This window comes from Streptomyces purpurogeneiscleroticus (assembly GCF_020024005.1).
GTDB lineage: Bacteria > Actinomycetota > Actinomycetes > Streptomycetales > Streptomycetaceae > Streptomyces > Streptomyces purpurogeneiscleroticus.
Window position 1 is genome coordinate 1 of sequence record NZ_NHSG01000449.1, and the last position, 11,224, is coordinate 11,224.

Annotated in this window: 13 protein-coding genes; 4 read left to right on the top strand and 9 right to left on the bottom strand. The window is 71.2% G+C overall.

The features are described from left to right. The 5 genes from CCS38_RS33100 to CCS38_RS33120 form a co-directional block, all read right to left on the bottom strand. A partial coding sequence (locus CCS38_RS33100; RefSeq protein WP_223737039.1) for an NAD(P)-binding protein occupies nucleotides 1–312 on the bottom strand: 312 nt, incomplete at its 3' end. After that, the gene (locus tag CCS38_RS33105; protein ID WP_223737040.1) at nucleotides 309–626 is read right to left on the bottom strand and encodes a (2Fe-2S)-binding protein; all 318 of its coding nucleotides are present in this window, start codon (nucleotides 624–626) and stop codon (nucleotides 309–311) included. The genes CCS38_RS33105 and CCS38_RS33100, both read right to left, overlap by 4 nt. Beyond that, nucleotides 623–1,828, bottom strand: coding sequence for an NAD(P)/FAD-dependent oxidoreductase (locus CCS38_RS33110; RefSeq protein WP_223737071.1), 1,206 nt, complete (start codon nucleotides 1,826–1,828; stop codon nucleotides 623–625). The genes CCS38_RS33105 and CCS38_RS33110 overlap by 4 nt, the downstream gene beginning before the upstream one ends. A gap of 174 nt (nucleotides 1,829–2,002) precedes the next feature. Beyond that, nucleotides 2,003–2,611 carry a helix-turn-helix domain-containing protein gene (locus tag CCS38_RS33115; RefSeq protein ID WP_223737041.1) on the bottom strand — a complete coding sequence of 203 codons (609 nt, stop codon included), beginning with the start codon at nucleotides 2,609–2,611 and terminating at the stop codon, nucleotides 2,003–2,005. A gap of 207 nt (nucleotides 2,612–2,818) precedes the next feature. Further along, nucleotides 2,819–3,628: a glucose 1-dehydrogenase gene (locus CCS38_RS33120; RefSeq protein ID WP_223737042.1), complete on the bottom strand. Its 810-nt coding sequence runs from the start codon at nucleotides 3,626–3,628 to the stop codon at nucleotides 2,819–2,821. A gap of 91 nt (nucleotides 3,629–3,719) precedes the next feature. On the opposite strand from CCS38_RS33120, the gene CCS38_RS33125 reads away from it, so the two are divergent. Genes CCS38_RS33125 through CCS38_RS33135 form a run of 3 tightly spaced genes read left to right on the top strand, consistent with a single transcriptional unit; the run spans nucleotide 3,720 to nucleotide 5,542 of the window. Next, complete coding sequence (locus CCS38_RS33125) at nucleotides 3,720–4,088, top strand: MmcQ/YjbR family DNA-binding protein (protein ID WP_223737043.1); 369 nt, start codon at nucleotides 3,720–3,722, stop codon at nucleotides 4,086–4,088. A gap of 48 nt (nucleotides 4,089–4,136) precedes the next feature. Further along, nucleotides 4,137–4,745, top strand: a complete 609-nt coding sequence (locus tag CCS38_RS33130; protein ID WP_223737045.1) for a TetR/AcrR family transcriptional regulator — start codon at nucleotides 4,137–4,139, stop codon at nucleotides 4,743–4,745. Beyond that, nucleotides 4,742–5,542: an MBL fold metallo-hydrolase gene (locus CCS38_RS33135; protein WP_223737047.1), complete on the top strand. Its 801-nt coding sequence runs from the start codon at nucleotides 4,742–4,744 to the stop codon at nucleotides 5,540–5,542. Before CCS38_RS33130 ends, CCS38_RS33135 begins: the two co-directional genes overlap by 4 nt. Here CCS38_RS33135 and CCS38_RS33140 read toward each other — a convergent pair. From CCS38_RS33140 to CCS38_RS33150, 3 genes are all read right to left on the bottom strand, one after another. Further along, on the bottom strand, nucleotides 5,525–7,195 hold the full coding sequence (locus CCS38_RS33140) for an AMP-binding protein (RefSeq protein ID WP_223737056.1): 1,671 nt from the start codon (nucleotides 7,193–7,195) through the stop codon (nucleotides 5,525–5,527). The genes CCS38_RS33135 and CCS38_RS33140 overlap by 18 nt on opposite strands. Before the next feature lie 152 nt (nucleotides 7,196–7,347). Beyond that, complete coding sequence (locus CCS38_RS33145; protein ID WP_223737058.1) at nucleotides 7,348–8,265, bottom strand: alpha/beta hydrolase; 918 nt, start codon at nucleotides 8,263–8,265, stop codon at nucleotides 7,348–7,350. Nucleotides 8,266–8,338: 73 nt separating this feature from the next. Beyond that, nucleotides 8,339–9,154: a helix-turn-helix transcriptional regulator gene (locus CCS38_RS33150; RefSeq protein WP_223737067.1), complete on the bottom strand. Its 816-nt coding sequence runs from the start codon at nucleotides 9,152–9,154 to the stop codon at nucleotides 8,339–8,341. Between the two features lie 107 nt (nucleotides 9,155–9,261). Here CCS38_RS33150 and CCS38_RS33155 point away from each other — a divergent pair, with 107 nt between their 5' ends. Then, complete coding sequence (locus tag CCS38_RS33155; RefSeq protein ID WP_223737068.1) at nucleotides 9,262–9,633, top strand: cupin domain-containing protein; 372 nt, start codon at nucleotides 9,262–9,264, stop codon at nucleotides 9,631–9,633. A 10-nt stretch (nucleotides 9,634–9,643) separates the two neighbouring features. Here CCS38_RS33155 and CCS38_RS33160 read toward each other — a convergent pair. Next, a partial coding sequence (locus tag CCS38_RS33160) for a glycosyltransferase family 2 protein (RefSeq protein ID WP_223737070.1) occupies nucleotides 9,644–11,224 on the bottom strand: 1,581 nt, incomplete at its 5' end.

Sequence of the window (11,224 nt, forward strand, 5' to 3'; positions counted from 1 at the left end):
GGTGTGGACGAGGGGCGGGCCCGGGCATCCGGGGTCCGGCCGCTCCAGCGCCCAGACGGCGGTCTCCGCCAGCCAGGTGCAGCGCGGGTGGCCGAGGACGCGGCGGCGCAGGCGCTCGAACGCGGCCCACCCGTGGTGCAGCCGGCCGGGCCGGGCGGCGCCGTACTCCTCGGGCAGCATGCGGTGGTACTGGCCTCCGGGCCGCTCGGCCGCGTCGAGGAGAGTGACGGCGGCGCCGGCGGCGAGCGCGGAGGCGGCCGCGGCGAGGCCGGCGGGACCGGCGCCGACCACGACGACGTGACGGCCCGTCATGCTCGCCCCTCCGGCATACGGGACTGCGTACGCACCTCGTCCCCGTCCGCCGCCCGGCGGCGGCACGCCCGTACGTCCGGCGTGCCGTTCACGGTCAGTACGCAGTCGAAGCACACGCCGATGCCGCAGAACACCCCACGTTGCGCGCCCGAGCGTGCCGTGCGCCAGGAGGTGCGGCCTGCCGCGAGCAGTACTCCGGCGATGCTCTGGCCCGCGATGCCGGTGACCGGCTCGCCGTCCACGGTGATGCGCAGCGGCCGGTCGGGCCGCCGCCCGGTGGCGTCGGCCGCGGCACGGATCAGTCGGGGGCTCATGCGCTCTCCTCACTCGGGGCCGGTGCGCCCAGTACGGCGGGGCGGTCCACCCGGAACGGGGCGGGGTCGGTCTCCGGTGCGGTGCCGTGCACCAGGTCGCGCAGCACGCGGGCGGTGCCGAGCGAGAGGCCGATGCCGGCGCCCTCGTGGCCGGTCGCGTGCCACAGGCCCGGCAGCCGCGGATCGGCACCGATGACCGGGAGATGGTCGGGTACGTACGGGCGGAAGCCGCCGTAGGCGCGCATCACGGGGATGCCCGCGAGGCCGGGGAAGAGCCGGAGCGCTTTCGCCGCGATCGCGGAGAGCACCTCGGGGCGCAGCCGGTCGTCGAAGCCGGTGCGGCGGCGGGAGGAGCCGAGCAGCACGCTCCCGCCGCGGGTGGACTCCACTACCGCGGAGGTCTGCAGGTCCTCGGCGCTGCTGCCGACCGCGCCCACGTAGTCGGCGTCGTAGACCTTGTGGAAGACGGTGGGCGGCAGCGGGGCGGTGACGAGGATGTCGCCGCGGCGGGGGCGGACGTCGACGGGTGCGCCGAGGCGGGCCGCGAGCCGGCCGGACCAGGGACCGGCGGCGTTGATGAAAAGGTCGGCGGCCAGGTCGCCTTCGGCGGTACGGACGGCGGTGAGGCGGCCGCCCCGGGTGCGGGCCCCGAGGACCTCGCAGCCGGTGCGCAGCGCGGCGCCGTGTGCGAGGGCGTCGCCGAGCAGCGCCGCGGCCGCGGCGGCGGGCTGCACCTGGGCGTCCTCGGGGTAGTGCAGGGCCGCTGTGTGGTCGCGGGTGATGTGCGGTTCGGCGGCGGCGAGCGCGGCGGCGTCCAGGACCTCGGCGCGGACGCCTGCGGCACGCTGGTCGGCGGCGAAGCCGGTCAGGCCCGCGGCGCCCGCTTCCGTCGTGGCGACGACGATGCCGCCCTTGGGGTCCCATTCGACGGCGCGTACGGCGTCGGTGCCGCCGGACGGCCCGTCGGCGATCGCGGCCAGCGCCTCGGGCCAGAGGCGGCGCGACAGCTGGGCCAGCCGCAGCTCGGGGCCCGGGCCCTTGTCGGAGACGAGGACATTGCCCTCGCCGTGCGCGGTGGTCGCCTCGGCGGCGCCGCCCCGGTCCACGACGGTCACCTGGAAGCCACCGGCCAGGGCCAGTTCGCGCGCGCAGGCCGCGCCGACGATCCCGGCACCGAGAACCACGACCCGCGTTCCGTTCATCGACCGCATGGGCCACCCCTTCGTTCGCTTTACCGAACGCTGCGAGGCTAGGAGGGGGTGGTCGCGAGGTCAATGGAGGTAACACGGATTTGTCCTGACGAGCAGTCAGGTCTGTGCCGGTTCTCCCGCTCCGCGGGCTTCGCTTCTCGGGCTTCGCTTCTCGGGCTTCGCTTCTCAGGCGTGCGGGCCCAGTACCGGGTGCGTGTCGCCCTCCGCCGGCCGCACGCCCGCCCGGTACTGGAGCAGCAGCACCGAGCGGACCGGGCCGCCCAGCGCCGTATAGGCGTGCGGCCGCGAGGCGTCGAAGCCGACGTAGTCCCCGGGGCCGAGCTCGATGTGCTCGCCGTCCACGTCCACGGCCAGCCGGCCGGCCTGCACGATCGTGTGCTCGGTGCCGACATGGCCCAGCGAGTTCTGCCGCGCGCCCTCGCGTACCTGCTGGTCGTACACCTCGAAGCCGCCCTCGCCGAGCTCGAAGCGGCGCAGCGGCCGCAGGTCGACCGCGTCCCCGCTGAGCACCTCGACGTCCGCCGCGCGCACCACGGTCGGGCTGTCGTCCGGGCGGGTGTCCAGCAGCCCGGAGATCGGCACCTCCAGCGCGCGCGAGAGGCTGAACACCGTCTCGATGGTGGGGTTTCCGGTGCCGGACTCCAGCTGCGACAGCGTCGCCTTGCCGATCCTGGAGCGCCGGGACAGTTCGGAGAGCGAGAGTCCCCGCCGCGCCCGGGCGCGCTTCAGGTTCGCCGCCAGCATGTCCCGGATCGAGCCCTCGGGAGCGCTCACCCTTTCCGCCCTTCCGCCGCGACGCGACCCCGCGCCTGTTCTGTCAACCGAACGGCGCATCGTCGCTACCGTTCATCTCCCCGAACAGTCTACGGAGTACCGCAACGGCAAGAAGGGCGCACAGAACCAGCCACCAACCGGCCGGCACCGCACGCCCGTTCTGTCACGTCACGCCCCCTTCGCCCCTCGCGGAACGGCGGGCGAGACTTATCCCACAGCGGCCGTCTCACCCTGCCCGGCCGTCTCACCCTGCGAACCCTGCGCGGCGGCCGGCGGCATGGGGCCCGCCGACGAGCCGCCGTCCACGGCGATCTCGGCACCGGTCAGGTAGGCGGAGGCGTCGGAGGCGAGGAAGGCGACCAGGCCCGCCACGTCGTTCGGCAGCCCGACGCGGCCCAGCGCGACACCCGGGTGGGCGCCGGACTCCGGCATGGCCGCGACCTCGGCGACCATCGGGGTGTCGATGACGCCCGGGTGCACGGAGTTGACCCGGATGCCGTACTGGCCCAGCTCCAGAGCGGCGATCTTCGTCAGCCCGCGCAGCCCCCACTTGGAGGCTCCGTAGCCCCCCGTACGGGGGATGCCGGTGAGCCCACCCACGGACGAGATATTGACGATGGAGCCGCCACCGGCCGCGACCATCGCCTCCCGCACCGCCTTGATCCCCAGAAACGGCCCGACGAGGTTGATCCGCAGCGTGCGCTCGAAGTTCTCCACCGACTCATCGGCCAGCGGCATCGACCGGAACACACCCGCGTTGTTGATCAGTACATCCACACCGCCGAAGGCCGAGACCGCGGTATCCACGACCGCCTCCCACCCCGCCTCCTCCGTGACGTCGAGGTGCACATAGCGCGCCGCCTCACCGATCTCGTCGGCGACCCGCTTCCCGGGCTCGTCCAGCACGTCGGCCAGGACCACCCGCCCGCCGAGCCGGGCGAAGAGCCGGGCCTCGGCCTCTCCCTGGCCGCGGGCCGCACCCGTGATGATCGCGGTCTTGCCTTCGAGCGTGAGCACAGAGCTTTCCTCCATCACCTCGTCAAGGGGGCTATCAATCAGCCATATGACGAGAAGTCAGGTCAAGAGCTCGGGACCACATAATGACCACATGTTCGATCACCACGCCCTGCGCGCTTTCTGTCTGGAATTCAACGGCTCGACCGAGGAATTCCCCTTCCCCGGCAACCCCGACATCGCGGTCTACAAGGTGGGCGGGAAGATCTTCGCGCTCTCCTCCCTGGACGCCGCCGACCCGCTCACCGTCAGCCTGAAGTGCGACCCAGAGGAGGCAGTCCGGCTGCGTGCCACCCACCCCGAGATCATCCCCGGCTACCACCTCAACAAGCGCCACTGGAACACCGTCACCCTGACCGGCGCCCTCCCCGACGACCTGGTCCGCGCCCTGATCGAGGACTCCTACGACCTGGTCGTCGCCGGTCTGCCGCGCGCGGAGCGACTCCGCCTCGACCGCCCTTGAGGGTCTGGATCTTGAACTATGTAGACCAGTCGGTCTAGAGTCCCCGCCATGACACGTTCAGGGGGACAAGAGACACGCGTACGGATCCTGCGTACGGCCGCCGAGCTGTTCCGGCGACAGGGGTACGGAGCCACCGGGCTCAACCAGATCCTGGCGGCCGGCGGCGCGCCCAAGGGATCGCTGTACTTCCACTTCCCCGGCGGCAAGGAGCAGCTGGCGGCCGAGGCCATGGCACTGGCCGGCAGCGATCTGGGTGAGCGGATGGCCGTGGCGGTGGCCGCCGCGGACGGGCCGCGCGCCGCGGTGACCGCGCTCGGCGGCGTACTGGCCGACGGACTGGCGGACTCCGGCTACCGGGACGGCTGCCCGGTCGCCACCGTCGCGCTGGAGCAGGCGGGCGAAGCGGGGCCGATCAACGACGCCTGCGCGGCGGCGTACGACGGCTGGCTGGCGGGGCTGCGCGCACAGCTGAAGGGCTGGGGTGCGCCCGAGGACACGGCCGCCGAACTGGCCGACCTCGCGCTCTCCTCCGTACAGGGCGCCCTGCTGCTCGCCCAGGTACGCCGGGACGTCGGCGTCCTGCACGCCGTCGCCGAGCAGGTCGGCGCGCACATCGAAGCGCGGCTCGCGACGGCCGCCACCGGAGGGGCAGCATGAAGGTCCACCACCTCAACTGCGGCTCGATGACGACCATCGAGGCGACCTACGACGGGCCGCGCCCGCTGCCCGTCGTCTGCCACTGCCTGCTCGTCGAAACGGACACGGACGGACTGGTGCTCATCGAGAGCGGGCTGGGCACGGACGACGTGCGCCGTCCGCAGGACACCCTGGACCCGGTGTGGCGGGAGCTGGCGTCGCCCGGCCTCGACCCCGCCGAACCGGCCGTACGGCAGGTCGAACGGCTCGGGTTCCGCGCCGAGGACGTCCGGCACATCGCCGTCACCCACCTGGACGTGGACCACACCGGCGGGCTGCCCGACTTCCCCGCCGCGCGGGTCCATGTGCGGGCCGAGGAGTTGGCGGCCGCCGCGGCAGAAGCCCCCAGCCGCCGCTACCGACCCGCCCACTGGGCGCACGGCCCGCGCTGGGAGACGTACGAGGGGGACGGCGGCGACACCTGGGCGGGCTTCGCGGGCGTGCGCGAACTGGCGGGCCTCGGCGGCGGCTTCCTCCTCGTACCGCTGGGCGGGCACAGCGCGGGGCACGCCGGGATCGCCGTGCGGGACAGGGACCGGTGGCTGCTGCACGCCGGGGACGCCTACTTCTACCACCGGGAGATCGCCCCGGAGAACCCGTCCTCCCACCCGCTGCTGGACTTCATCCAGCTCGACGCCCAGGTGGACGCGGAGCTGCGGATCGCCAACCAACGGCGGCTGGCCGAGGCCGCACGCGGGGAGGAGATCACGGTGCTCAACGCGCACGACCCGTGGACGTTCCTACGCCTGGCCGGCTGAGCCGCCGGACACCTCCCTCGCCAGCCGGTCGCGCAGCTCGATCTTGCGGACCTTGCCGCTGACCGTCATCGGGAAGGACTCCAGGATGTCGAGGTGGCGCGGCACCTTGTAGTGCGCGAGGCGGTCGCGGCAGTAGTCGGCCAGCTCCTGCTGGGTGAGCGTGTCGGCCGGGTCCTTGAGGATGACGCAGGCGGCGATCTCCTCGCCGTACTTCTCGTCCGGCACGCCGACCACCTGCACGTCCGCGATCTTCGGGTGGCCGTACAGGAACTCCTCGATCTCCCGCGGATAGACGTTCTCCCCGCCCCGGATGATCATGTCCTTGATCCGGCCGACGATGCGGAGGTACCCGTCGTCGTTCATCACGGCCAGGTCGCCGGTGTGCATCCAGCCGTCCGCGTCGATGACCTCGGCGGTGCGCTCCGGCTCCTCCCAGTAGCCGAGCATGACGCTGTACGCGCGGGTGCACAGTTCGCCGGGCTCGCCGCGCGGCACGGTCTCCCCCGTCACCGGGTCGACGACCTTCACCTCGACGTGCGGCAGCACCCGGCCGACCGTCTCCGTACGGTGCTCCAGGTCGTCGTCGCGGCGGGTCTGGGTGGAGACCGGCGAGGTCTCGGTCATGCCGTAACAGATGGAGACCTCGGCCATGTGCATCTCGGCGACCACCCGCTTCATGACCTCCACGGGGCAGGGCGAGCCCGCCATGATCCCGGTACGCAGCGAACTCAGGTCGTACGAGGCGAAGTCGGGCAGATTCAGCTCGGCGATGAACATCGTCGGCACGCCGTAAAGCGACGTACAACGCTCCTGCTGCACGGCACGCAGCGTGGCGGCCGGGTCGAAGGCGGGCGCGGGGATCACCGAACAGGCACCGTGCGAGGTGATCGCGAGATTCCCCATGACCATGCCGAAACAGTGGTAAAACGGCACCGGCAGACAGACCCGGTCCCGCTCGGTGTACCCGACCGTCTCGCCCACCCAGTAGCCGTTGTTGAGGATGTTGCGGTGCGAGAGGGTGGCGCCCTTGGGGAAGCCGGTCGTGCCGGAGGTGTACTGGATGTTGATCGGGTCGTCGGGGGCGAGGGTCGCCGCGATCTCCGCCAGTCGCTCCGCGGGGACCGCCGTACCGGCCGCCAGCAGCTCCTCCCAGCTGGGGTCCGCGATGTACACGACCTCCCGGAGCCGTCCGGCGTCCGCGCGCACTTCGTCCACCATCCGCCGGTAGTCACTGCTCTTGTGCGCCGTCGCGGAGACCAGCACCTCGACACCGGACTGGTTCAGCACATACGCCAGCTCATGCTTCCGGTAGGCCGGATTGATGTTGACCATGACAGCGCCGATACGGGCCGTGGCGTACTGGACCAGCGTCCACTCGGGGCAGTTGGGCGCCCAGATGCCCACCCGGTCGCCCTTCGCGACGCCCTTGGCGAGCAGCCCGCGCGCGACCTCGTCGACGGCCCGCCCGAACTGCTCGTACGTCCATCGCCGCCCGCCGGCCACGTCGACCATCGCCTCGCGGTCACCGAACCGCTCGATGGCCAGCTCCAGATCGGCACCGATGGTCCGGTCCAGCAGCGGGCGGTCACGCTCCCCGCTCTCGTACGACAGCGGACGGCCGTCCGGCCCCGTGGTCTTCTCCGTTGCACTCATCGGTGGTCCTCCTCGCGGTACTCGGCGCCAAGCATGCCCGGGGATCTCCGGCCCGCCTACCCCGGCGCGCGAGAAAGATCGGCTCGGCCACGCCCCATGCCTTCCCCATGAGGGCGGGAGCGCCGACGGGCCGGCGCACCAACCGCAGATTTCTACGGTTGCGCCATCCGGTCGCGCAGCCAGGAGTCGATGCCGCCGAGCGCCGTCCCGGCCATGGCCGTGGGGTGGCCCGTGAAACCGTGCGGGGACTCGGGGTAGACCCGGACCTCGACGTCATTGCCGGCCGCCGACAACCGGCCTGCCAGCGCCAGGTTGTCCTCCAGCAGCACGTCCGCACTGCCGACGACCAGCAGCGTCGGGGGAAGCCCGCGAAGGTCGCCGTAAAGGGGAGAAATACCGGGAACAGTACGGTCTTCCACATGGCCGACGTACGCCTGGATGAAGTATTCGTCCGCGATGCGGCGACCGGCCGGGGTCTGTGCGCTCAAGTCATAAGTACCGAATTGGAGAGCAGCACCGGCGAACAGGCCAACGGCACCGCTGTCCCTCAGCCGGAGCAGGGTCACCAGCGCGAGTGTGGCTCCCGCGGAGCTCCCGCCGATCGCCAGCCGGGACGTCCCGAAGCGAGCCTCGGCCTCTTCGACGAGCCAGAGCGCCACCGCCGCACAGTCGTCGGGCGCCGCCGGCCAGGGATCCTCGGGAGCCAGCCGGTAGTCGACACTGACAACGGCGAGCTGCAGGCCGTCTGCGAGCTCACGGTTGCGTGCGTCCCCGTGCGCCGCGGAGTCCATGTAGAACCCGCCGCCGTGTATGTCCAGGTAGACGCCCCGCGGCGGGCCGCCGACAGGCATGAAGATCCGGACCGGGACGCGCGCCCCCGCGGCTTCGATCGTCTCTTCGATGGCAGGCGGATCAGCGGCACGAGGAGCAGACCTCCTCGCTCGTACCTCCTTCAGCTCCTCCAGCGTGCTGGGGCCACGTCCGGCCGCCCTCGACTTGTAAAACTCCCGAGCTTCATCGACCTGCTCCACAGGCACGTCAGCGAACAGTGCATCCAACGCGAATCGCACGCGCCCTCCTCATCACTCGGGTCCCGGCTGCACGCTATCCGCGCAGCCAGAGCCGGCAAACAACCGTAAACGGCTAAGCACCGGTGCGAGTGCGCTGGTAACGCGTGGGCGTGGTGCCCACGTGGCGAGTGAAATGTCGATTCAGGTGGGATTGGTCGTGGAATCCCACGGTGGTGGCGACCTCGGCGGGGCGGTGACCGTCGAGGAGAAGGCGACGTGCTTGTTCGATGCGCTTGCCGGTGAGGTAGGTGTGCGGCGGAATGCCGTAGGTCTGCTTGAAGCAGCGGATCAGGTGGGTGGGGTGGGCATGCAGGGTGGCCGCGGCCTCGTGCAGGGACAGGCCGTCGTGGATCCGTGCGTCCAGGAGTTCCCGCAGCTCAGCGGCGAGTCGGTTTGCCTCGCGCCCCGGCGTGCGCGGCTGGAGCGCCGCGAGGTGGAAGTGGAGCCGTTCCCGGATGAACGCGAGGCGGGACTCGGCTTCGAACCCGTCTCCGGGTGGGACGAGAGCAGCGTGCAATCGGCCGATCCGGCGGCGCAGCAGCCCGTCACTGAGGACCGGAGTGTCCACGGCCCTGCCGACCAGACACTGCGGGAGTACGGAGTCCTCGAGGTACAGGTTGCGCTTACGGAACCCGGCCGCGGTGACGGTCCGGCCGTCATGGGGGACGCCGGGAGGCAGCAGGAGGACACTGGCGCTGCCGGTCGCCGAATGGCGGCGGCGGTCGAGCGCGAAGTTCACTGAGCCCTCGTCGAGGATCATCAGGTCCCACGTGTCGTGAGTGTGGGCCGGGTACGCGTGGTCGGTGAAGTGTGCGTGGAAGACCTCGGCGATCCCGGGGACCGGTGGCCGCCAGGCGGTGACGGACGTGCGGGGGCGGTCAGAGGCCATGTCAGGAACGTACAAGACCGGCGGGACCCCGGCGCGGCAGGCTCGTCACACCGGCTGGAGGGCCTGAGAGGCCGCTCCCGATGGCCGGCCCGGAGAAAGGGTGCCGTATGTCCACGTCAGCTGTTCCTGTCAACCTCGACGAAAAGCTCTCGCAGTTCAGCGAGTTGTGGGCGCAGAAGAAGGTGGCCACGCTCAACGACTACGAAGTCAAGCTGGCCAAACTGAAGGGGGAGTTCGTCTGGCACACCCACGAGGACACCGATGAATTGTTCCTGGTGCTCAGTGGGCGGCTCACCATCCAGCTCACAGACGGGAATGTGGTGTTGGGGCCCGGCGAATTGTTCGTGGTTCCTCGCGGGGTCGAACACTGCCCGGTGGCAGACGAGGAGACCGCGATCCTGTTGCTCGAACCGGCGGGGACACTCAACACCGGTGACGCAGGCGGGCGGATGACCAAGGCGGCGGAGCCCCTCAGCTGAGGGCGCGGCGTCAGGCCGCGGTCCCCGAGTTGCGTACCCCCGCCGTTGGCTTGTCGTCCGGAGGCGGTGCCGTGGGGTCGTTCCGGACGTGCGCTCCGGGTTCGGTCGGCTGTGGAGCGAGGCCGTGCCGGGTGAGTTCCCAGAAGTGGCGGCGGCTGGGCCGGAGCAGCTGGCCGAGCGCCTTGTACGCGGCCAGCGACATCAGCACCCAGTTCAAGGGCAGGCTCAGCATCGTGGGTATGGACCGGTGCAGGCGGCGGGCCGCGCAGGCCGCCGCGAAGTGACCGATCAGCATCAGGTTGACGACCACTATCGCGGTCAGGGCCATTTCGCGCACGGGGGACGGAAGCAGCGCCCTCCCCCAGTGGGCATCCGCGAGAAGGGAATACAGAGTCAGCAACCACAGAGCCGGGTTGAGCAGTTGGACCAGCGGGCCGAGCCCAAGTGTGAAATGCAGGGCGAGGAAGCCGCGGGTGCCCAGCTCGCGCCAGGTCCGCAGCGGGTTGCGGTTGTGGACGAGCCAGGTCTGGATGTGGCCCTTGATCCAACGGCTGCGCTGCCGGATCCAGTTGCCCATCTCGCTGTTGGCTTCCTCGTACGTCACCGAGGTGAGCATGCGTGTGCCCATTCCGCGGCGGGCCAGCCGCATGCCCAGGTCGGCGTCTTCCGTCACGTTGTACGGGTCCCAGGCGCCGAGGTCGCACAGGGCGGCCGTGCGGAAGTGGTTGGACGTGCCGCCGAGCGGGACGGGCAGCCGCAAGCGGTCCAGTCCGTGCAGCACCAGCGAGTACCGCAGGGCGTATTCCGCGGCGAAGCACTCGGTGAGCCAATTGGTCCAGGGGTTCCAGAACTGCAGCTCGGCCTGGACGCAGACGATGTGGTCCGGTAATCGCCGGAACGCGGCGGCGGCCAGGCGGAGTTGGTCAGGTGCGGGCCGGTCCTCGGCGTCGTAGACGACGCACAGGTCACCGGTGGCGTGACGCAGGCCGATGTTGCACGCCTTCGGTTTGGTGCGCGGCAGGCTCGGGGTGAACATCAGCGCCTGGAATTGCGGGCCGAGGGTGAGTTTCTCCAGGGCGGCGCGGGTCAAGTGGTCGTCGTTCTCGATGAGCAGGAGGATCTGCAGGCGGTCGGTGGGATAGTTCAGTGCGGAGAGGTACTGGACGAGGTCGGGCAGAATCCGGTGTTCCTGGTGCAGTGGCACCAGGACCGTGTAGCGCGGCAGGTCCTCGTCGGGCACTCCGTACGGATCAAGGTGCCTCCCCCGTAGCACCGGCGCCCGCCAGGCGGCCAGCACCAGCACCGACTGGCCGACGACCGCGACCACGTCGATCAGCAGGATGGCGAGGACGGCCCAGCGGGCCCAGTCGAGCAGGGACGGGCCGCTGCCGGTGGCGAGCTGTATCGCGGGGATCAGCACGGGGAGGGTGAGGAGCGCGCCGAGGGCCGCGGATTGGCCCCGGTTGAGGACGCGGCGGGCGGTCAGCTCCTCGGGGAGCGGTCGGATGTCGGCACGCGGGGGTTCGGCATCGGCAGCGACGGTACGGACGGGTTGGCGCGGCCCCGGGACGGATGCGGGAGGCGAGGCGGG

Bases quoted from the DNA above. Each gene is read 5' to 3' on its own strand.
- CCS38_RS33105 (WP_223737040.1), bottom strand. From the start codon at position 626: ATGAGCCCCCGACTGATCCGTGCCGCGGCCGACGCCACCGGGCGGCGG.
- CCS38_RS33110 (WP_223737071.1), bottom strand. From the start codon at position 1,828: ATGAACGGAACGCGGGTCGTGGTTCTCGGTGCCGGGATCGTCGGCGCG.
- CCS38_RS33125 (WP_223737043.1), top strand. From the start codon at position 3,720: ATGTTCGATCACCACGCCCTGCGCGCTTTCTGTCTGGAATTCAACGGC.
- CCS38_RS33130 (WP_223737045.1), top strand. From the start codon at position 4,137: ATGACACGTTCAGGGGGACAAGAGACACGCGTACGGATCCTGCGTACG.
- CCS38_RS33135 (WP_223737047.1), top strand. From the start codon at position 4,742: ATGAAGGTCCACCACCTCAACTGCGGCTCGATGACGACCATCGAGGCG.
- CCS38_RS33140 (WP_223737056.1), bottom strand. From the start codon at position 7,195: ATGAGTGCAACGGAGAAGACCACGGGGCCGGACGGCCGTCCGCTGTCG.
- CCS38_RS33150 (WP_223737067.1), bottom strand. From the start codon at position 9,154: ATGGCCTCTGACCGCCCCCGCACGTCCGTCACCGCCTGGCGGCCACCG.
- CCS38_RS33155 (WP_223737068.1), top strand. From the start codon at position 9,262: ATGTCCACGTCAGCTGTTCCTGTCAACCTCGACGAAAAGCTCTCGCAG.